The organism is Novosphingobium olei, assembly GCF_037076535.1.
Lineage (GTDB): Bacteria > Pseudomonadota > Alphaproteobacteria > Sphingomonadales > Sphingomonadaceae > Novosphingobium > Novosphingobium olei.
Genome location: NZ_AP029021.1, coordinates 2,702,758 through 2,722,962 on the forward strand (window position 1 = coordinate 2,702,758; position 20,205 = coordinate 2,722,962).

Annotated in this window: 16 protein-coding genes; 10 read left to right on the forward strand and 6 right to left on the reverse strand. The window is 64.9% G+C overall.

The window, feature by feature from the left end; genetic code table 11:
• Nucleotides 1–5 precede the first annotated feature (5 nt).
• The 3 genes from AACH40_RS12700 to fsa all read right to left on the reverse strand — a co-directional run bounded on the left by AACH40_RS12700 (nt 6) and on the right by fsa (nt 3,352).
• Nucleotides 6–716, reverse strand: coding sequence for a nitroreductase (locus tag AACH40_RS12700; RefSeq protein ID WP_338642721.1), 711 nt, complete (start codon nt 714–716; stop codon nt 6–8).
• Nucleotides 717–781: 65 nt separating this feature from the next.
• Complete coding sequence (gene cobT / locus AACH40_RS12705) at nt 782–2,599, reverse strand: cobaltochelatase subunit CobT (protein ID WP_338642723.1); 1,818 nt, start codon at nt 2,597–2,599, stop codon at nt 782–784.
• A 99-nt stretch (nt 2,600–2,698) separates the two neighbouring features.
• Entirely contained in the window at nt 2,699–3,352 is a 654-nt protein-coding gene (fsa, locus tag AACH40_RS12710; protein WP_169491937.1) for a fructose-6-phosphate aldolase, read from the reverse strand.
• Between the two features lie 169 nt (nt 3,353–3,521).
• On the opposite strand from fsa, the gene purS reads away from it, so the two are divergent.
• The gene (gene purS / locus AACH40_RS12715) at nt 3,522–3,758 is read left to right on the forward strand and encodes a phosphoribosylformylglycinamidine synthase subunit PurS (RefSeq protein WP_169491936.1); all 237 of its coding nucleotides are present in this window, start codon (nt 3,522–3,524) and stop codon (nt 3,756–3,758) included.
• Nucleotides 3,758–4,438, forward strand: coding sequence for a phosphoribosylformylglycinamidine synthase subunit PurQ (purQ, locus tag AACH40_RS12720; protein WP_338642725.1), 681 nt, complete (start codon nt 3,758–3,760; stop codon nt 4,436–4,438). Before purS ends, purQ begins: the two co-directional genes overlap by 1 nt.
• Before the next feature lie 40 nt (nt 4,439–4,478).
• On the opposite strand, the gene AACH40_RS12725 is transcribed toward purQ, so the two are convergent.
• Nucleotides 4,479–6,842 (reverse strand): putative bifunctional diguanylate cyclase/phosphodiesterase, encoded by a 2,364-nt coding sequence (locus AACH40_RS12725; protein ID WP_338642726.1) that lies wholly within the window; start codon nt 6,840–6,842, stop codon nt 4,479–4,481.
• 130 nt (nt 6,843–6,972) lie between these two features.
• The gene (locus AACH40_RS12730) at nt 6,973–7,386 is read right to left on the reverse strand and encodes a nuclear transport factor 2 family protein (RefSeq protein WP_169491934.1); all 414 of its coding nucleotides are present in this window, start codon (nt 7,384–7,386) and stop codon (nt 6,973–6,975) included.
• 128 nt (nt 7,387–7,514) lie between these two features.
• On the opposite strand from AACH40_RS12730, the gene AACH40_RS12735 reads away from it, so the two are divergent.
• The 8 genes from AACH40_RS12735 (at nt 7,515) to AACH40_RS12770 (ending at nt 17,543) form a co-directional block, all read left to right on the forward strand.
• Nucleotides 7,515–8,522 (forward strand): NADP-dependent oxidoreductase, encoded by a 1,008-nt coding sequence (locus AACH40_RS12735; protein ID WP_338642729.1) that lies wholly within the window; start codon nt 7,515–7,517, stop codon nt 8,520–8,522.
• A 28-nt stretch (nt 8,523–8,550) separates the two neighbouring features.
• Entirely contained in the window at nt 8,551–9,291 is a 741-nt protein-coding gene (locus tag AACH40_RS12740) for a glucose 1-dehydrogenase (RefSeq protein WP_338642731.1), read from the forward strand.
• A gap of 13 nt (nt 9,292–9,304) precedes the next feature.
• Nucleotides 9,305–9,844: a VOC family protein gene (locus AACH40_RS12745; protein ID WP_338642733.1), complete on the forward strand. Its 540-nt coding sequence runs from the start codon at nt 9,305–9,307 to the stop codon at nt 9,842–9,844.
• A 17-nt stretch (nt 9,845–9,861) separates the two neighbouring features.
• Nucleotides 9,862–10,215, forward strand: coding sequence for a Rieske 2Fe-2S domain-containing protein (locus AACH40_RS12750; protein ID WP_169491930.1), 354 nt, complete (start codon nt 9,862–9,864; stop codon nt 10,213–10,215).
• Nucleotides 10,216–10,306: 91 nt separating this feature from the next.
• A complete protein-coding gene (locus AACH40_RS12755) occupies nt 10,307–10,735 on the forward strand; it encodes a nuclear transport factor 2 family protein (protein WP_169491929.1) in 429 nt (142 codons plus the stop codon).
• Nucleotides 10,736–10,873: 138 nt separating this feature from the next.
• A complete protein-coding gene (locus AACH40_RS12760; RefSeq protein WP_338642735.1) occupies nt 10,874–13,351 on the forward strand; it encodes a TonB-dependent receptor domain-containing protein in 2,478 nt (825 codons plus the stop codon).
• A gap of 705 nt (nt 13,352–14,056) precedes the next feature.
• Nucleotides 14,057–16,387, forward strand: coding sequence for a TonB-dependent receptor (locus tag AACH40_RS12765; protein WP_169491927.1), 2,331 nt, complete (start codon nt 14,057–14,059; stop codon nt 16,385–16,387).
• Between the two features lie 139 nt (nt 16,388–16,526).
• Nucleotides 16,527–17,543: an NADP-dependent oxidoreductase gene (locus tag AACH40_RS12770; protein ID WP_338642736.1), complete on the forward strand. Its 1,017-nt coding sequence runs from the start codon at nt 16,527–16,529 to the stop codon at nt 17,541–17,543.
• A 222-nt stretch (nt 17,544–17,765) separates the two neighbouring features.
• On the opposite strand, the gene AACH40_RS12775 is transcribed toward AACH40_RS12770, so the two are convergent.
• A complete protein-coding gene (locus tag AACH40_RS12775; protein WP_338642737.1) occupies nt 17,766–20,078 on the reverse strand; it encodes a TonB-dependent receptor in 2,313 nt (770 codons plus the stop codon).
• Nucleotides 20,079–20,205 lie beyond the last annotated feature (127 nt).

Consider the following 20,205-nt stretch of genomic DNA (forward strand, 5'->3'; position numbering starts at 1 on the left):
GAAGGTCAGAAGCCCAGGAAGCGGACGTTGCCGTCGACCGGCTCGCGCTCGCGGGGGAAATTGTTCACCGCCTCGTCCTCTTCGCGATAGCCGATGGCGATGCCGCAGAACAGGATGTGGCTCTCGTCCGATACGCCGATGTGCTCCTTGATGAGCCGGGCGTAGAGCGACAGGAACTCCTGCGGGCACGTGTCGAGCCCTTCCTCGCGTGCCAGCAGCATGATCGTCTGCAGCCACATGCCGGTGTCCGACCACTGCGGCGCGCTGTTGCGGCGATCCATGTAGCACACCAGCAGCGCCGGCGCGCCGAACGAGGTGGCATTCTTCTGCATGAACTCCAGGCGGGCGTCCTTGTCGCCGCGGCCGATGTTCATCGCCGTGTACATCGCCGCGCCGACGGCCTGCAAACGGGCCTTGCATTCGGGGATCACTTCGGGATCGGAAAAGCTGTATTCGATCGGGTCCTGCGGCGGGCTCTGCAGGATCTTGGCCTGCAGCGCCTTCAGCGGCTCCCCGGTCAGAATCGTCGCTTCCCACGGCTGGAAATTGCAGCCCGACGGCGCCCAGCGCGCCTTGTCCATGATCCGGCGCAGCACCTCCAGCGGCACCGGCGTATCCTTGAACGCACGGATCGAACGGCGCGAAAGGACCGCATCGGAAACGGACATCTGCGTGGCCGCGGCGGCAGGCGCCGCTTCGAGCGTGGCGGTGGACATGACAGGACTCTCCCCCGAAAGGTTGCTTGCGATTTAATTGATCGGTTAAGCGCTTTCGGTCAAGCTCATTCGTCCTCGAACAACCCGGCGAGTTGTTCGACCATCGTGCCGCCCAATTGCTCGACATCCATGATCGTCACGGCGCGGCGGTAGTAGCGCGTCACGTCGTGGCCGATGCCGATGGCGACCAGCTGGACCGGGCTCTGCTTCTCGATCCAGTCGATCACGCGGCGCAGGTGCAGTTCGAGATAGCCCGCGCTGTTCACGCTGAGCGTCGAATCGTCGACCGGCGCGCCGTCGGAAATGACCATCAGGATGCGGCGGTCTTCCTGGCGGGCGAGCAGGCGGTTGTGCGCCCACAGCAGCGCCTCGCCGTCGATGTTTTCCTTGAGCAGGCCCTCGCGCATCATCAGGCCAAGGTTCTTGCGCGCCCGGCGCCAGGGCTCGTCCGCCTTCTTGTAGACAATGTGACGCAAGTCGTTGAGGCGGCCCGGCTGCGCGGGCTTGCCGCCTGCGAGCCACTGTTCGCGGCTCTGCCCGCCCTTCCACGCGCGGGTGGTGAAGCCGAGGATCTCGGTCTTCACCCCGCAGCGCTCCAGCGTGCGCGCCATGATGTCGGCGCTGATCGCCGCGATCGAGATCGGCCGTCCGCGCATCGAGCCCGAATTGTCGATCAGCAGCGTGACGACGGTATCCTTGAACTCGACGTCGCGCTCGATCTTGTACGACAGCGAATGGCCGGGCGAGATCACCACGCGGGCCAGCCGCGCGGCATCGAGCATGCCTTCTTCCTGGTCGAAGTCCCACGACCGGTTCTGCTGCGCCATCAGCCGGCGCTGCAACCGGTTGGCAAGCTTGGAGACGATGCTCTGCAGCCCCTTGAGCTGCGCGTCGAGATAGGCGCGCAGCCGCGTCAGCTCTTCCTCGTCGCACAGGTCGGTGGCGGCGATGACTTCGTCGAACTGCTCGGTATAGGCCTTGTAGTCGAAGGTATCGGGGATGTCGGTCCACTGCCGGTTCGGGCGGGTGGGAAGCATGCCCTCCTCGCCATCGTCGGCCATGTCGGCCTCGGCATCGTCCTCGGCATCCTCGAGCTGCTGCTCGGTCTCGCTGTCCTCGTCGCCTTCCGAGGTATCGCCGGCGACTTCGCTCGGCTGCTGCTCCTGGTTGTCCTCGCCGCCCTCGGGCTCTTCCTCGCCCTCCTGCTCCTCGTCCTCGCCTTCGTCCTCGTCGGCCTCGGGCTGGTCGATTTCGTCCGAGCGCGTCATCTCGAGATGGCCGAGCATGTCGAGCGCCAGCTTCTGGAACGCCTTCTGGTCTTGCAAGGAATCCGCCAGTGCCGCGAAATCGTCGCCCGCGCGCGCCTCGATCCAGCTGCGCACCATTGCGGTGCCGAGCTGCGCGGCTTCCGGCACCGGTTCGCCCGTCAGCTTTTCGCGCAGCAGCAGCGCCAGCGCGGTCGGCAGGGGCACGTCCTCGGGCTTGCCCGCTCGGGCAATCGGATCCGAAGCGACGCGAACGTCGGTTGCCGCGCCGATGTTGCCGCGAATCCCGGCATAGCCCTCCGAGCCGAGCGCTTCGTAGCGGACCTGTTCGATCGCGTCATAGGCGGCGCGCGCCACCGGTTCGGCCGGTGCCCCGGCGCGGTGCACGGCTTCGTTGTGCAGGCGCAGGCGCAACGCCATCGAATCGGCAAAACCGCGCGCTTCGGCCACCTGTTCCGCAGGCAGCGAGCGGCCGGGCATCGGAACGCGCATGTTTCCGCCGGACTGGCTGGCGCCATCGGCGGTCCAGGCAACCTCGATTTCCGGCTCGTCGGCAAGCGCCCGCGCCGTTCCGGCAAGAACGGAGCGGAACTGGTCGAGAGGAGTTTCGTCGCGCATCGCTTTACCCTGTGGGTCCGTGCAAGGACGCCAACCCACAGCGGTAACGCGCCTCGCCGAACGAGGCCCCCGCCTGCGCGGGGACGCCCTTCAAGTCAATCAACCAATTGATTGCCCGGTCTTGGCCCAGTCCGCAAGGAAGCCTTCGATGCCCTTTTCGGTCAGGACATGCTTGAACAGCCCCTTGATCACGGCGGGCGGCGCGGTGATCACGTCGGCACCGATCTTGGCGCTTTCCAGCACGTGGACGCCGTGGCGGATCGAGGCGACCAGGATTTCGGTCTCGAAGGCGTAGTTGTCATAGATCAGGCGGATGTCGCGGATCAGGTCCATGCCGTCGAAGCCGTTGTCGTCGTGACGGCCAACGAAGGGCGAAACGAACGTCGCGCCGGCCTTGGCGGCGAGCAGCGCCTGGTTGGCCGAGAAGCACAGCGTGACGTTGACCATGGTGCCATCGCCGGTCAGCTTCTTGCAGGTCTTGAGCCCGTCGATCGTCAGCGGCACCTTGATGCACACGTTGTCGGCGATCTTGCGCAGCACTTCGGCCTCACGCATCATCCCGGCGTGGTCCAGAGCGACCACTTCGGCCGAGACCGGACCGTGGGTGATCTTGCAGATCTCCTTGGTCACTTCGATGAAGTCCTTGCCCGACTTGGCGATCAGCGAAGGGTTGGTGGTCACCCCGTCGAGCAGGCCGGTGGCGGCGAGGTCTGCGATTTCGGCGGTATCGGCGGTGTCGACGAAGAACTTCATGGAAACTGGTCCTGCTGGGATGGTGCGATTCCCTGCCCCATAGACGCCTTGCGGTGAATTGGGAACGCAAGGCAGCTAAGCAATGCCCGCCAACCTTGCCCTTGCGGCGACTTGGAGGCATAGGGCCGCGCGAGTCCTCCGCACTTGCAGTCCGAAAGGCCCGTTGCCCATGAAAGTCCGCGTTCACGTCAGCCTCAAGAACGGCGTGCTCGATCCCCAGGGCCGCGCCATCCACCATGCGCTGGAAGGGCTGGGCTTCGATGGCGTCAACGATGTGCGCGCCGGCCGCCTGATCGAGCTGGACGTGGCCGACACCATCGCCGACGAGGCGCTTGACGAAATGTGCCGCAAGCTGCTCGCCAACATGGTCATCGAAAACTACCGCATCGAAAAGGTTGCCGCCTGATGCCCTTTACCGCGGCCGTCATCACCTTCCCCGGATCGAATTGCGACCGCGACATGGCGGTGGCGATCGAGGAGATCAGCGGCGGCACCGTGCACCGCGTGTGGCACGGCGATGCCGCCCTGCCCGATGGGCTTGACCTGATCGCTCTGCCCGGCGGCTTCTCCTATGGGGATTACCTGCGCTCGGGCGCGATGGCCGCGCGTTCGCCGGTGATGCAGGCGGTGGTCGAACAGGCCGGCCGCGGCGTGCCGGTGCTCGGCGTGTGCAACGGCTTCCAGGTGTTGACCGAAGCCGGGCTGCTGCCCGGCGCGCTGATGCGCAATGCCGGCATCCGCTTCGTCTGCCGCGACGTGAAGCTGAAGGTCGAAAACGCCAGCTCGCTGTTCACCTCGGCCTACCTGCCGGGGCAGACGATCACGATTCCCGTGGCGCACCATGACGGCAACTACTACGCCGATGCCGAAACGCTGGACCGGCTCGAAGGCGAAGGCCGCGTCGCGTTCCGCTATCTCGAAGCCTGCAACGGCTCGCAGCGCGACATCGCCGGCGTGCTCAACGAAAAGGGTAACGTGCTCGGCATGATGCCGCATCCCGAGCGGATGATCGAGCCTGCGCACGGCGGCAGCGACGGTCGCAAGCTGTTCGAAAGCGTGCTGCACGGCCTCAACACGCTGGCCTGAACCCGGCGCGCCCGCTTTTGCGGGCGCCCCACCGCAACGCTCAGGCCGCGCCGCGTTCGCGGATCGCTACCTGGTTGAACAGGGCCAGTGCGTCCTTCGCGGCCATCGGGCGGCCGAAGAAGAAGCCCTGCACCTTCTTGCAGCCGAGACGGCGGATCGTCTCCAGCTCCTTCTCGGTCTCGACGCCTTCGGCCGTCGTCGACATTTCCAGGCTATCGGCCATCGCGACGACCGCGCGCACGATGGCCAGGCTTTCGGCATTGTTCACCGCCGCGCCCTGCACGAAGCTGCGATCGACCTTGATCGTCGAGAAGCGCATCTTGCGCAGGTAGCCGAGCGAGGAATAGCCCGTCCCGAAATCGTCGAGTGCCACCCCGCAGCCAAGCGACATGATCCGCTCGAGCGTGGACTGCGCCGCGGTGCCATCGCGCACGAAAACGCTCTCGGTCACCTCGATCTCCAACCGATGGGGCGCGAGCCCGCTCTGCGCCAGCGCGCTCACCACCACTTCGGCGAAATACGGATCGAGCAATTGTTCGCCCGACACGTTGACGGCAACCTTCACGTGGGACGGCCAGTTGCACGCCTCGATGCAGGCCGTGCGCAAGACCCATTCGCCGATCGGCACGATCAGGCGGGTATCCTCGGCAAGCGGGATGAACTTGGCCGGGCTGACGAATCCGTGTTCGGCGCTGTTCCAGCGCAGCAGGGCCTCGAAGCTCACCACCTGCTCGCTCGCGGCATCGACCACCGGCTGGTAGTGCAGCGCGAATTCGCCGCGTTCGAGCGCGCGCCGCATCGAGAATTCGAGCTGGCGCCTTTCCTCGGCGTGGGCGTGGAGCGAAGGCTCGTAGGTGCAGTGTTGCCCGCCGCCTTCGTCCTTGGCGCGATAGAGCGCCAGGTCGGCGTTGCGCATCAGCGTCTCGACCGTGGCGCCGTCGCGCGGGCCGATCGCCGATCCGACGCTGGCGCCGACATAAAGCGTGTGGTGATCGATCTCATAGGGTTGCGACAGGGTGTAGATCACTGCCTGCGCCACCGCATGCAGGCGCTCTGTATCCGATGCATCGCGGATCACGATGGCGAACTCGTCGCCGCCAAGCCGCCCGCAAAGCTCGTTCTCGGTCATCAGCGCCTTCAGCCGCTCAGAAACGCGCGCCAGCAGCTGGTCACCCACGAGGTGGCCCAGCGTATCGTTGACGGCCTTGAACCGGTCGAGGTCGATCATCAGGAAGGCGCAGCGCGTGCGCCACTGAGCCGCCGCCGTCATGGCTGCGCCCAGCGTCTCGGTGAGCATCATGCGATTGGGCAAGGCGGTCAGCGTATCGTAGCGCGCCAGGTAGGCGATCTTCTCGCTGCTTTCGCGTTGCTCGGTCACGTCCGAGCCCACGCCCCGGAAACCGGCGAAAGTGCCGTTGTCGTCCACCTTGGGCGATGCGGACAGCTCCCACCAGCGGTGCTGGCCATGCAGCGTCACCCGCACCAGCAGGTTGGAAAAGCTTTCCCGCCGCTTGAGCTTTTCGGCCAGGTCGTGGAGCGAGGAATCGAAGTGGCCGCTTTCCCACGATGGCCCGGCGACGAGCTGGATCAGCGGCTTGCCTTCCAGGTCCTCGGGATCCTGTCCCAGCGCGAAGGCGAAGCGCGGCGATACCGATCGCACCCGGCGCGCACCATCCACCTGCCACAGCCAGTCGGCCTCGCCTTCCTCGAACTCGCGCAGCAGCAGCGAAACGACCTCGCTCTTCTCGGCGATGTTCGCCTCGGCCACCTTGCCCCCCAGGAACGTGCGCGCCGCTTCCAAGCTGCCGACCGCAACGATGATCGAGAAGGTCAGCGCGACGAACGCGGCGACGAGGTTGCCGCTCAGGGCAAACGTGGCAAGCCCGGCAATTCCCAAGATTGCACAGAACAGGACCGCTCCCAGCGGCGCGGCGGCAAAGGCGACCGAGGTGCCGGCCATCAGCAGCGCCATGATCGCCCACATCGTCATGCGCTGCGTTTCGCTGCAGAACGGTCCGAACCCGGCCATCGGCACGATCCACACCAGCGCCAGCGCCACCGTGCTGACCGTCTGCTGGTGCACTTCGCGCCGGGCCATGCGGCGGCGGTCGGCATCTTCCAGGCTGCGGTCGAAGCGCACGCCATAGATCAGCGTCGCGATCACCAGCGCAACCCAGCCGATCAGCAGCGCGAGATGGATCGTCCCGGCGAGCGCCTGCACGGTCAGCAGCGCGGCAAGGACATGGGCAACGAGCCGCGCCGGAGTCAGCCGCGCCAGGCTGGAATACTGCAGCCCGCGCAGCCTTCCCCAGTCGCCGTCGCCGGGTTCGGTAACGCCAAGGACGGCCAGCGCCGGCAGCTTTTGCGGCAGCGCCGCGGGGCTCGTGTCGAGAATCCTGCTCACTCTGCCCGACTAGGCGAAAACCCTTTCGCAATCGTTGCAGTTGCAGCACCGCTCGGACCGGCATCGTAACCGATCCGGCGGAAAACAAACGGCTTTCCAGCCGCTTGCCGTTCCTTGCTGGCTCGCCGGCTCAGGCGTTGGCGACGGCAGCCGCCTTGGCGGCACACGCAGCCACGATCGGCGCGGGATCGTAATAGTAGGGCTTGATCTCGCAGACCTTGCCGTCGCGGAAGCGGAACAGTTCGCACAGTTCGGCCGGAGCGAGCGACGGGTCGGCAAACTGGAACGACAGGATCGTCACCGCATGGTCCTTGCCCGCGCAGGTTTCGACGATTTCCAGCCCGGCAACGTCCATCATGCCCATCACCGTGGTGAACAGCTCGCGCAGCGCGTTCTTGCCGCGATAGACGCCCTTCATCGGCAGCGTGTCGGCTTCGCTGACGAAGAAATCGTCGGTCAGCATCGTCGCCACCTTGTCCCAGTCGCCCGCTCCGCTGGCGGCATAGAGATCGACGACGAACTGCTTGATGTCTTCCGGGGTCATGGCCCTCACCTCTCCTGCGCGCCGCCGGTGCGGCTCCCGTCTTGCACCATCGCCGATTTGCGCGCGTGCCCGAACCTAGCCCAATGGCTAGCGCCCCCCACGTGCGCCATGCTCTATGCCGCATGCCCATGGGAGATATACGCCAGATCGTGCTGACCCGCCGCCCCACCGGCGTGCCGGTCCCCGAAGACTTTGCGCTTGCCAGCGCACCGATGCCGCAGCCCGGTCCCGGCGAGATTCTCGTGCGGATGCGCGTGTGCTCGTGCGATCCGGCCATTCGCGGCTTCCTCGATGACCGGCCAAGCTACCTGCCGCCGGTTGCGCTGGGTGCGCCGATCAACGGCATGTCGTTGGGCGAAGTCGTCGAATCGAACGATCCGGCATGGCCCGTCGGCACCCTGCTGCGCACGATGGCCACGTGGTCGGAATACTATGTCATCCGCGGCGATGCGCTCGGGCTGGAAAAGGTCGACGCAGCGCCAGGCGTTCCGCTGCAGCACTACATGGGCGCGCTTGGCCCGGTGGGCCTTACCGCCTGGGTCGGCCTGTTCGAAATCGGCAAGGCAAAGCTCGGCGAAACCGTTCTGGTCAGCGCCGCTGCGGGCGCTACCGGCAGCACCGTGGTCCAGCTGGCGAAGGCCGCCGGTTGCCGCGTCATCGGTCTTGCCGGCGGCCCGGCCAAGGCGCAGGTCGTGCGCGATCTCGGCGCCGATGTCGCCATCGATTACCGCGCGGTCGATGATCTCGCCGCCGCGATCGGCGAAGCCGCGCCCGATGGCATCGATGTCTATTTCGACAACGTGGGCGGTGAAACGCTCGACGCCGTGCTGCCGCTGATGCGCCTGCACGGCCGCATCGCGGTGTGCGGCATGGTGTCGCAGTACAACGACGCCGATCATCCCCACGGCAACCGCAATCTGTGGCAGCTGGTGGTCAATCGCCTGACCATGCGCGGCTTCATCACCTACGACCATCCCGAAGTGCTGGGCGAAGCGCAGGCCACGCTCGACAGCCTGTTTGCCAGCGGAAAACTGACACCGCTTGAAAATTTGCGCTCGGGCATCGAAAAGCTTCCCGAAGCCTTCATCGATCTGATGAGCGGCCGGACGACGGGCAAGACGCTGGTCCTGATCTGAACGTCCCGATCTTGAGCAGGAGAGCACGATGGCGCGGCTTGCAGGCAAACTAGCGTTCGTAACCGGCGCCGCTTCGGGCCTTGGCGCGGCCATTGCGCGCGCCTATGCGGCAGAGGGCGCGCAGGTTGTCGTGGCAGACATCGACGAGCCGGCCGGAACCGCGCTCGCGACCGAGCTCGGCAATGCCCAGTTCGTGCGGCTGGACGTCACCTCGGAAGAGTCGTGGGCCGAAGCGGTCGCGCCGTTTGCGCGGATCGATGTGCTGGTCAACAACGCCGGCATCACCACGCTCGGCTCGATCGAGGAATGCACCGTGGCGCAGTTCCGCCACGAACTGGACATCGACGTGATCGGCGTGTTCATGGGCATCCAGGCCGCCCTGCCGAAAATGAAGCAGCACGGCGGCTCGATCATCAACATGTCCTCGCTCGCGGGGGTGAGCGCTTCGGCCAATCTCGTGGTCTACAACGCGGCGAAGGCGGCGGTCACGCTGATGACCAAGTCGTGCGCCCTGCACTTTGCGCAAAGCGGTTATCCGATCCGCTGCAACTCGATCCACCCGGGCGCGATCCACACCCCGATCATCGACAAGGTGCTGGCCCAGTCCGACGATCCCGACGCGTTGTACGCAAGCTTCGTTGCCACCCACCCGATCGGCCGCCTGGGCAAGCCGGAGGAAATCGCCGCGATCGCGGTCTATCTCGCCAGCGATGAAAGCGCCTTTGCCACCGGCGCCGAATTCCGCATCGATGGCGGCGCCTCGATCTGATGAAGGTCGGCTGATGCAGCAGGCGCACAGGCGGCCGATCCGGCAGGTCGCGTACTTCTGCGAAGACGTGCGCGCAGCGGCGCGTGCGCACCATGCGGCGTTCGGATCGGGTCCGTTCTTCGTCGCCGACAACATCCCGCTGGCCCGCGCCGTCCATCGCGGCACCGAACGGCTGCTCGATCATTCGAGCGCCTATGGCCAGTGGGGCGATGTCATGGTCGAATTCGTCCAGCAGAACAATTCCGGTCCCTCACCCTTCCATGACCTGTTCCCGGAAGGGTCTGGCCGCCATGGCCTGCACCACGTGGCGCTGTGGGTCGACGATGTCGATGCCGAAATCGCCCGCTTCGCTGCGGCGGGCGCGCCTTGCGCGTTGCGCGCCGAAATGAACGACGGCTTCGTCTTCGCCTTTGCCGACACCACCGCCATGCTCGGCCACATGACCGAGCTTTACGCCCCCGTCCCCAGCCTGACCGGCTTCTACGCCATGGTCGCGGAGGCTGCGGCAAGCTATGACGGCGGCGAACTCATCACCACCATCGCCTTTTCCTAGTCAAGGACCGCAGACCCGTGAGCGAAAGCTGGCATCCCGTCATTGCCGAGACCGAATTCCCCGCCGAAGGCAAGCTCGCCACCAGGATTGCCGGCTGGTACGTCCTCATCGGCAAGACCGACGATGGCCTTCATGCCGTCAACGATCGCTGCACCCACCAGGCGGCGCTGCTGTCGACCGGGCGCATCCGGCGTGGCGCGATCATGTGCCCGCTGCACGGCGCGCGCTTCGAAATGGCCACGGGCAAGTGCATCGGCAGCGCCTATCGCGATCTTCGGCCCTTCCCCTTGCGCATCACCGACGGCACGATCGAGGTCTGCCTGCCCGATGAAGCGCCGACGATGGACGAACTGCCGGTCGTCACCGGCTGACCGTTGCTTCGCGCACCTGATCTAACCCACAGTAGGCCGTGGCTGCGGGCACGCTAGTCTCCTGCGCAAACCATCTGCGGGAGAGTACCTGATGCCCTTTACCGGCCCTGCCGAAGACCGCCTCGCCATCCGCGAGCTGCTCGAAACCTACGCCGACGCGGTCACCCGCTGCGATGCCGATGCCTGGTCGGCCACGTGGGCGGAAGACGCCGAATGGTCGCTGCCGGATTATCCCGAGCTTGGCACCACACGGGGCCGTGCCGCGATCCGGGCGATGTGGGTCGAAGCGATGAAGGGCTACCCCGGGATCATGTTCGAAGCCTGGCCGGGCTCGATCGAGGTCGATGGCGATAAGGCCACGATGCGCAGCTACACCAGCGAAGTCTACGACCAGGACGGCGTGACCAAGCGCGATCGCGGCGTTTACGAAGATACGTGCGTCAAGATTGACGGGACGTGGCTGTTCAAGTCGCGCTCGTTCCGCAACATCCACCGCCAGCACGCGCCGAAAGGCTGTTAACGCTTTCGGCCGATTTACTCAGGGGAAGTCCAGGGTTGCAGGTAGGCGGGTTCTAAGTCCCGACCGTTATTGGATCATCGTCGAACCAGAACGCAGGTTGCAGCGCGCCGCGCTTGCTGCCGGGAGGGCGACAGATCCATGCACAAATCCGGACTTCTTCTTTTCGCCGCGCAGTTGGCGCTCGTATCGCCCGCGTTTGCCGAAGCGAACGATGACCAGTCCGATGCGGCGAGCACGCGGCCCCAGGCAAAGCCGCCGGTCGAAGTGTTCTCGACCGGCGTCGCCAAGGGTCGCGATCGCCTCGACAGTGCAACTTCGACCAGCGCCCTGCGCGGTGAGGACATCCAGAAATTCGGCCCCCGTCCCTTGGGCGATGTGCTGCGCACAATGGCGGGCCTGCGGGTTGAATCGGGTATCGGCGAAGGCAACAACAACTACACCGTGCGCGGCCTTCCGCTGGCTGCCGGTGGCTCCAAGTACATGCAGTTTCAGGAAGACGGGCTTCCCGTTCTCGAGTTCGGCGATCTCTTCAACATCGGCACCGATGTCTACCTCCGCAACGACCTGTCGATCGCGCAGATCGAAACGATCCGTGGCGGTTCGGCCTCTACCTTTGCCTCCAATTCGCCCGGCGGCCTGATCAACATCATCAGCCGCACCGGCGACGTCGAAGGCGGATCGCTGCAGCTTTCGAGCGGGCTCGATTTCGACCAGAAGCGCGCCGACTTCAGCTATGGGGCAAAGCTGGGTGAAAACACCCGCTTCCACCTTGGCGGCTTCTATCGGCAAGGCGAAGGGCCCCGCCCCATCGGGTTCGACGGCTGGCGCGGCGGCCAGATCAAGTTCAACGTCACGCGCAATCTGGCTGGCGGCGGGTATATCCGGCTCTATCTGAAGCTGCTGGACGATCGCTCGCCGACCTACGCACCTTACTTCGTCAACATAACCGGCACGAATTCCAATCCGGTCTTCCGCAGCTACCCCGGCTTCAAGCTGAACCGCGATTCGGTGCTCTCGCCCTATCTCGGTCCGGTCGTGACGCTCGATGAAAACAACCGCCTGGCGGCCTTTCCGATCTCGACCGGACAGCATGCCGTGTCGAAGTCGATCGGGCTGGAAACGCAGTTCGATGTCGCCGATTGGACGATCACCGAACGCATGCGCTATTCCGCCAACAGCGGGGATTTCAACCGGGCTTTCCCATCGAGCGCCAACACCGTGTCCGCCTTTGCAGCATCGCAGGGGGGCGCCGGGGCCAGCGCCGTCTACGCAAGCGGACCGCTTGCCGGCCAGGCGATCCCCAACGGCAGCATGGTCAACGGCAATGGCCTGCTCGCATTGTATTACGTGTCCTACGTTCGCGCGCACGCGCTCGACGATTTTACCAACGATCTGCGCGCGACGCGGGTCTGGAAGGTGTCCGGCGGCAACCTCACGACGACCTTGGGGGCCTATTACGCATCCCAGAAGCTCAAGACGACCTGGCTGCACACCGCGATGGATATCGACGTCAACGGCGGGAAGACCGCAATGGTCGACATCATCAGCGCCAACGGGACTGCGCAAACGCAGGACGGCTATTATGCCTTTGCGCGTGGCACCAGCCTGTTTCGGCGCGCCTTCGATGTCGATTACCGGGTCTTCGCGCCCTATGGCTCGATCAACTACCACTTCGGCAAGATCGCGATCGGCGGCAGCTTGCGCTATGATATCGGGCGGGTCCGGGGATCGCTGATCGGTGCCGATCTGGGAGGCGGTCGCAAGGGTCTGACGTCCTACGACATCAACGGTGATGGTGTGATCAGCGCCGCCGAAAAACGGGTTGCCTACCTGCCGCTGACCGAGCCGGCCCCCGTGAACTACAACTACGGCTATCTCAGCTATTCGGCGGGCGTGAATTACCGCGTGGCCGAACCCTTCTCCCTGTTCGCGCGCTACAGCCTCGGGGCCCGCGCAAATGCCGACAAGATCCTGTTCACGCCAGTCGTCAGCACGACCGACGGCAGTGTGGCCAGCTCGCGTGACAAGGCGGACAAGGTGCGCCAGCTCGAAGGCGGCTTCAAGTTCCGCAAGAACGGGATCACGCTCAACGCAACGGCCTTCCGCGTAACCGCGGACGACCACAACGTCCTGAACGGATCGGCCAACCGCACCGACCGCTCGTACCGGGCCACCGGTGTCGAGCTCGAAGGCGGCGTGCAGCGCGGCCGCTTCAGCCTGATGCTGGGCGCAACCTACACCAAGGCCAAGATCACGGCGGACCGGCTCGACCCCACCCTGGCCGGAAAGGAACCACGCCACCAGCCCGACTGGACGTTCACGGCAACGCCGCAAGTGGATTTCGGCCGTGCGGCGATCGGTGCCAGCATCGTCACGATCACCAAGAGCTATGCGCAGGATTCGAACCTGCTGGTGATGCCGGGCTTCACCACCGTTGGCGCCTTTGCCACGGTGTCGCCGATGGATCGGATACACCTGTCGGTCACCGCGCAGAACCTGTTCGATACAGTCGGGATCTTCGAGGTCAATCAATCCACCGTCCCGGCCAATGGCATTGGCTTCGCGCGTTCGGTCAACGGGCGCACCGTGCAGGCATCGTTGCGCTTCGATTTCTGATAGCGCCATCACGCGTACCATCGTGAAGGAGGGCGGGCCCCGACTGTGCCGCCCTCCTTCAATGGGTTTACGCGGCCCTCCGGCCCAAGTTGACACCGGGCTTGCATACGCAAGATCAACTTGGCGAACGGCAACCATGTCCTACATGGGAAAATGCCGGTAAAAGACGCCCTGCCCGCTCCTTGAAAACGTCTAAGATCATAGGCTTGCGCGTGTTCGGCGCATAACCTGGCAACGAGTGTCCCGTGGCTTCGGCAAAGTTCCCTGAACACTGTCAACTTTGTCAACTTGGGCTTGCCCGGCGTCGCGCAAAGGCTCTCTTTCGGCTGGCGACGAGGGCGCTCGAATCGGCGCGACTGACCCAGTTTGAACTGGGTCGTGCACTGCACCTTTGAAACCGCAAAACCGCAACCCGTTTGTCCGTCTGAGCGCTCCCCGGATCGGAAATCCATCCAGCTGGCCTTTTTTACAGGCAGAGCCTTGGTGATGTTTCTGTAGGATTGTCGGCGGGAGAAGAGCCGAAAACACGCTGTGCCGCGATCAAGCCGAATGGGGCGGGATCGCACGGAAGGATCAGACCTGCATCGCGCTGGGCGACGCGGGCCATCCGACCCCATGGCGCTTTCCATCCGATCCCATCCGACTGTCACGCCCCGGCGCTGCGCATTTCGCACCGCCCGGCAGATGACCAGCTTTGGGGGGAATATGAGCAACGACCGAGCAGTACCTGCCACCTGCGCGCGCAGCGCCTTCAAGGCCGCCGCGCTCGCCGCGACTATCCTGGCCGCAGCACCCGCTTTCGCCGCAGAGGACCAGGCCGCGGCCCAGGCCACAGCCGCCACCGACAACGGCGGCATCGAACAGATCACCGTGACCGCGCGCAAGCGCGTCGAGGACGTGCAGAGCGTTCCCCTCGCCGTTTCGGCCATCGGCGGCAAGACGCTCGAAGCCCGCTTCGTGCCCGACGTCCGCGCCGTTGCCCGCTATATCCCGAACGTCCAGCTGGGCCAGGTGCAGTACTCGGGCGCAACGCTGTCCGCCTCGATCCGCGGCATCAGCTTCGCCGACATCGAACGCTCGTTCGAACCTGCCGTCGCCACCTCGATCGACGGCATCTTCCTTGCCTCGAACACCGGCGCGCTGGTCGACATGTTCGACGTGGAATCGATCGAAGTGCTGCGCGGTCCGCAAGGCACGCTGTTCGGCCGCAACACCGTTGGCGGCATCATCAACATCAAGCGCACCCGCCCTACCGGGGAGCTGGGCGTGAAGCTTCAGGCGACCGTCGGCTCCTACGGCCGCAACGATTACAAGGCGATCTTCAACGCGCCGCTCATCAAGGACGTGCTGGCGGTCAAGCTCGGCCTGTTCTCGATCAGCAGCAACAGCTTCACCTACGATGCCACCACCCGCAAGGCCGAGCCCGGCCTCGACCGGTTCGACGTCACCGGCAGCCTGCTGTTCACGCCCAGCGCCGAATTCGAGGCGCTGCTGACCTACGAGCACCTCAAGGACCGCTCGCACTATCCCAACCCGGTCAACCAGTCGGTCGGCGCGCAGAGCAACGGGTATGGCGGCGAGCTTGCCTGCACCGTCTTCGGCCTGTGCGGCCACGCCGCCGAGTACGAAAAGAGCGGTTACCGCGCGTCCTACGGCGGCCTGCCGTTCTACGCGCCGCTCGATGCGGACAACGTCACGCTCAACATGAAGTACAAGGCGGACAACTTCTCCATCGTGTCGGTCACCGGCTACATGAAGAACAAGGATTCGCTCGACATCGACAACATCGGCGATGCCTTCGCTCCCGGCACGCCGCTGTTCCACCCGGTTCGCAAGCTCCATGGCGATCAGTTCAGCCAGGAACTGCGCGTCGACACCGACTTCGACGGCCTGTTCAACATGGTTGCCGGCGTCTATTACTTCCAGTCGACCTACTCGCTCGACAACCAGAGCGTGTACATCCTCGACGGTACGGCAAACCCCGCCAACCGCGTCGACACGTTCAGCGCTGGCCAGACGGTCAAGTCCTATGCCGCCTTTGCCGAAACCTACTGGAAGGTGACGCCGACCACCCGGATCACCATCGGTGGCCGCTTCACGCACGAAACCAAGGACTTCCACGTCGAAAAGCCCGCCGTCACCGCGGCCGAGGGCGGCCCGTACAAGTGCCCCGACGTGAATTCGACTTACGCGCCCTGCCGCAATCCGTCGCTGAAGTTCAGCCGCTTCACCCCGCGCGTGTCGATCGACCAGGAACTGGCCGACGGCATCATGACCTACGCTTCGTGGGCGCGCGGGTTCCGGTCGGGCGGCTGGAACGGTCGCCCCGGTTCGACGCCGGATTCGATCGGGCCGTACCAGCCCGAAATCGTCGACAGCTACGAGCTGGGCCTGCGCACCAAGTTCTGGGACAACAAGGCGATCTTCAACGTCACGCTGTTCCAGACCGAGTACAAGAACAAGCAGGAGGACCAGATCCGGTCCAACCCGGTGCTGCCGACCTCGACCGTCACCTTCGTCGAAAATGCCGGCAAGGCTCGGTTCCAGGGTGTCGAGCTGGAAGGGCAGCTGCGCCCGATCCCCGAACTGCACCTGTTCGGCTCGGCCGGCTACCTCAAGGCCAAGTACCTCAAGTTCCTCGACGGCACCGGCGCCGATGTCAGCGCGACCAAGCAGCTGCGCTATGCGCCCAAGTGGAACGCCAGCATCGGCGGCGACTACACCTTCGACGTTGGTGGCAGCGACACGGTCGTGTTCGCCTCCAACCTCAAGTACGTCGACAAGTACGTGACCGAATCGAGCGTCGATCCGGCCGGCCTTGGCCGCGAGATCATCCCGTCGCACACCGCGGTGGACTTCTCGCTGACCTACACCGGGCATCTCGCCTCGCTGAAGGAATTCAAGCTTTCGGCCTTCGTCAACGATGCCTTCCACAGCGGCGGCCGCATCGTGCGGTCGAGCTACGCCGGGCCATTCTGGTTCAGCGACCGCATCCCGAACCGCACTTGGGGCCTCGAAGCGATGGTCGAATTCTGACCGGCGCCATCGTCGCTGACCGCAAAGCGCCCGTCCTTCCTTCGGGAAGGCGGGCGTTTTCGCGTCTGACCCTAGGGGATGAGCCAGTTGCCTGCGATGCAAGGCGTTGCGATCCCGGCATGATAACAAGAGGATGACGATGACCGGCAACCGCTTCTGGCAGCTCGACCACCACCCCAAGGGCAACGATTTCGCCGCCGCCCTGTCTCTGCGCGAGGAGAACCTTGCACCGCTTGCCGAGGGCGAAGTGCGGGTGCGCGCCGGATGGCTGTCTATGGACGCCGGCACCCGCATGTGGATGAGCCCGCGCACCGATGGCTACCAGCCGCCGCTGCCGCTCGGTTCGAAGATGGTGGGCCTTGTCCTCGGCCGCGTGAGCGAGAGCCGCGACCCCACCTTCCCGGTCGGCACGCTGGTGCGCGGCTTTGGCCAGTGGGCCGACTATTCGACGATGGTGCCCGCGCTTTCGGGGCTTGTCGCGCTGGACGATAGCGTGGCGGACGTTCGCCAGCACTTCGGCGCGCTCGGCATGAACGCCTGGACGGCTTACGTCGGCGTCAAGGAAGTGGCTGCGGTCAAACCCGGCGAATGGCTGGTGGTGAGCGCGGCGGCCGGCGCAACCGGGATCATGGCCTGCCAGGTGGGCAAGGCGCTGGGCGCGCGGGTGGTGGGCATTGCTGGCGGCCCTGCCAAGTGCCGCTTCCTGACCGAAACCCTGGGCGCCGATCTGGCGATCGATTACAAGGGCGAGGACGTGGCCGCGCGGCTGGCGCAGATCGAGGGCGGCGTCCATGCCTATTTCGACAATGTCGGCGGCCCGCTGCTCGATGCGGTGCTGCCCAACATGGCGCACTATGGCCGCGTCGCCGTCTGCGGCATGGTGGCGGCGTACGACAACGACGCGCCCCTGCCCGGCCCGGCACGCTTCGACCAGGTGCTGATGCGCCGCCTGCGCATCGAAGGCTTCTTCATTCCCGACTTCCTGGAGCGCGGCGCCGAATTCCTGCCGCTGCTGCGCCAATGGTACGAAGAAGGCCGCCTTGGCGTACCGTTCGACGAAAGCGTGGGACTGGAGAATACGCTCGTCGCCTATGACCGCATGCTCAGCGGCAAGGCGATCGGCAAGGCCATCGTGAGGGTCGCCGGCGACGCCTGAGCATACCCCGAACGCAAGGCAAAGGGCCGGTCCGATCTGTTCGGGCCGGCCCTTTGTGTTTGTGCGGCAAGGTTAGCGGGCCGGATCGTCGCCAGCGCCCCACTCCACTCGTTTGATCTGCCGGAGCGCGGGGATGCCCGTTCTGCGGCACAAAAAAAGGGAGGCGAAGCCGCAAGGCCCCGCCCCCCATAGGGTGGATTTGAATGCGTTATCGAACCGGCGTCAGAACTTCACGCCGATGGTGCCGCCATAAGTGCGCGGTTCGAGCGCCATGCCGAACGACCAGAGGCCCGCGACGGTGAACGCGTGGGTGGTGGTCTTTTCGTTCAGCAGGTTGCGACCGAAGACGCGGAAGTAGGCTTCCTTGTCACCCAGATCGAAGTTGAAGGTCATGCTCGCGTCGAGCAGATCCTGTGTGGTGGTGCGCACGCGCGGATCGTTGCCGCCGATGTTGTTCACGCCAGTGGTCGAAGTCGGAAGAATCCGCTGCGAGATCTGCTCGTCGTACGGGCTGATATGGCGCAGGCCGACCGAGGTCATGATCTTGCCGAAGCTGGTCGGCAAGGTGTGCTCGACATTGAGCGAGCCGGTGAACTTCGGCGCGTAGATCAGGTTGTTGTTCGAATAGTCGCAGGTCCCGATCACGGCACCAACCACGCAGCCCACGACGAAGTTGCGGAAGTGGGACTCCATGTACGCTGCGGAACCGGTAAGGCGCAGGTTGTCGGTCACGCGCAGGGTGAAATCGCCCTCGATGCCCTTGATCAGCGCGCCACCCGGCACGTTGCCCGTGATGGTCTGGTTGCCGGTCGGCCCACCAGGCACCGTGAGGTTCTGCTGCATGTTCTTGTAGTCGGAAACGTAACCGGCGACGTTCAGTTCAAGCTTGCGATTGAACAGGGCCAGCTTGGCGCCCAGTTCGTAGGCGTCGACCGTTTCCGGCTGGAACGGGGTGCTGGCGGTTGCGGCCGTCGCTGCGCGCGGGCTGAAGCCGCCCGAACGATACCCGCGCGACCACGAGGCATAGAGCATCACGTCGCTGTTGGGGCGGTAGTCGAGACCGATCTTGGGCGTGAACTTGTTGAAGCTTGCATTGCCCGAGCCGACCGCGGCGAACTGGGTGGTCGACACGTTGTCCGGATCGACGAGCACGCCAGGTGCGAAGCCGTTGTAGAGCTTCTTGTTGTCGTGGCTGAAGCGGCCGCCGAACGAGAGGCGGAACTTGTCGGCAAAGGCCCAGTTGAAGTCACCGAAAGCGGCAAAGCTCTCGGTCTTGCCTTCGACGTGCTGCGCGTTCTTGTCGAACAGGGTCGGCGGGGTGTTGGGCGAGAAACCGAACACGCGCGACCACTGGGTCAGATCATACTTGGATCCGAAGAAGTAGCCACCGATAACATAGTCGAACCCGTCGAACAGCTTGCCCGAAGCGCGCAGTTCCTGGCTCCACTGGGTGTAGTGCTGGCGACGATCGACGTAGTACAGGTCGGTCGACGAGCCGTCGAAGTCCTGCGTCTGTTCTTCGCGGCTGTGGCGCCAGCCGGTGATCGCGGTCAGCTTCACGGCGCCCAGGTCGTAATTCATTTCCAGCGTCGCGTCGGGCGCGTGGTAGTGGCTGTCTGCTGCCTGGCCGAACGTCGTGTACAGATCGGTGGTGGTGTTGCGATTGCATTCCTGCGCCGGAATGAACGCGCAGAACACTTCGCTGCTGTTGGTGATGTTGCTCACCACCGGGTTGAAGCTCTGCACCACGTTTTCGACGGTCAGCTGGGCTTCAAGCCCCGAGTCGCGCGGCTTGAACAGCAGGCTTGCGCCGTAGCTGTCGCCCTTGCTCCAGCCATCCGAAGTGTTGCGCGTGACGTTGTGGTAGAAACCGTCGGTCTGGTTGTGGAAGTAGAACGCCTTCACGCCCCAGGTTTCGCCGTCGCCGTAGTTGACGATCGCCTTGCCCGACCAAGTGTTCCAGCGCCCATAGGTGAATTCGGCCTTGCCGCCGGGCTCCATGGTCGGCTTGGACCGGGTGATGTTGATGACGCCGCCGATCGTGTTGGCGCCGAACAGCGTGCCCTGAGGTCCGCGCAGCACTTCGATCTGCGCAACGTCGAACGCATCCTGCAACTGGCCGGTGTTGGTGCCGATGGTGACGCCATCGACGACGACGCCCACGGTGGGGGTCTGCGACTTTTCGATGTCGGCATAGGTCAGGCCGCGGATCGAGATGTTCGCCGCCTGTGCGCCCGAGTTCTGCTGCGTGATAAGCAGGCCGGGAGCTGCGCCCTGCAGGTCACCGATGTTCACGGCAGCCTTGGCTTCGAGCATGGCGGTGTTGACCGCGCTGATGGCGACCGGCGTCGATTGCAGCGTTTCATCGCGACGACGGGCGGTCACGATGATGGCGCCGGTGTCTTCGGCAGCGGCGGCATCGGCCTGCGCAGCCTGCGGCTGTTCATCCGCGGCAAAGGCGGGCGCAGAAATTCCGATGAGCGAGGTACCAGTAAGAGCGGCCAGAACGGCCGTCCGTGCGAACGCGTTACGCATGTTTTCCTCCCAAGGCGGGTACGGGGCGTCTGAAGCGCCGTTCCGAAGCGCTTAATCCTGCAGGACCCCCTCCCGAACCAACTGCAACTTGTTACAGGTGTGTCCGGAGCGCCTCAGGGCATGCTGC

Excerpts from the sequence above, each read along its gene's own strand:
- AACH40_RS12700 (WP_338642721.1), bottom strand. The coding sequence starts at position 716 with ATGTCCACCGCCACGCTCGAAGCGGCGCCTGCCGCCGCGGCCACGCAG.
- cobT (WP_338642723.1), bottom strand. The coding sequence starts at position 2,599 with ATGCGCGACGAAACTCCTCTCGACCAGTTCCGCTCCGTTCTTGCCGGA.
- fsa (WP_169491937.1), bottom strand. The coding sequence starts at position 3,352 with ATGAAGTTCTTCGTCGACACCGCCGATACCGCCGAAATCGCAGACCTC.
- purS (WP_169491936.1), top strand. The coding sequence starts at position 3,522 with ATGAAAGTCCGCGTTCACGTCAGCCTCAAGAACGGCGTGCTCGATCCC.
- purQ (WP_338642725.1), top strand. The coding sequence starts at position 3,758 with ATGCCCTTTACCGCGGCCGTCATCACCTTCCCCGGATCGAATTGCGAC.
- AACH40_RS12730 (WP_169491934.1), bottom strand. The coding sequence starts at position 7,386 with ATGACCCCGGAAGACATCAAGCAGTTCGTCGTCGATCTCTATGCCGCC.
- AACH40_RS12735 (WP_338642729.1), top strand. The coding sequence starts at position 7,515 with ATGGGAGATATACGCCAGATCGTGCTGACCCGCCGCCCCACCGGCGTG.
- AACH40_RS12740 (WP_338642731.1), top strand. The coding sequence starts at position 8,551 with ATGGCGCGGCTTGCAGGCAAACTAGCGTTCGTAACCGGCGCCGCTTCG.
- AACH40_RS12745 (WP_338642733.1), top strand. The coding sequence starts at position 9,305 with ATGCAGCAGGCGCACAGGCGGCCGATCCGGCAGGTCGCGTACTTCTGC.
- AACH40_RS12755 (WP_169491929.1), top strand. The coding sequence starts at position 10,307 with ATGCCCTTTACCGGCCCTGCCGAAGACCGCCTCGCCATCCGCGAGCTG.
- AACH40_RS12760 (WP_338642735.1), top strand. The coding sequence starts at position 10,874 with ATGCACAAATCCGGACTTCTTCTTTTCGCCGCGCAGTTGGCGCTCGTA.
- AACH40_RS12765 (WP_169491927.1), top strand. The coding sequence starts at position 14,057 with ATGAGCAACGACCGAGCAGTACCTGCCACCTGCGCGCGCAGCGCCTTC.
- AACH40_RS12770 (WP_338642736.1), top strand. The coding sequence starts at position 16,527 with ATGACCGGCAACCGCTTCTGGCAGCTCGACCACCACCCCAAGGGCAAC.
- AACH40_RS12775 (WP_338642737.1), bottom strand. The coding sequence starts at position 20,078 with ATGCGTAACGCGTTCGCACGGACGGCCGTTCTGGCCGCTCTTACTGGT.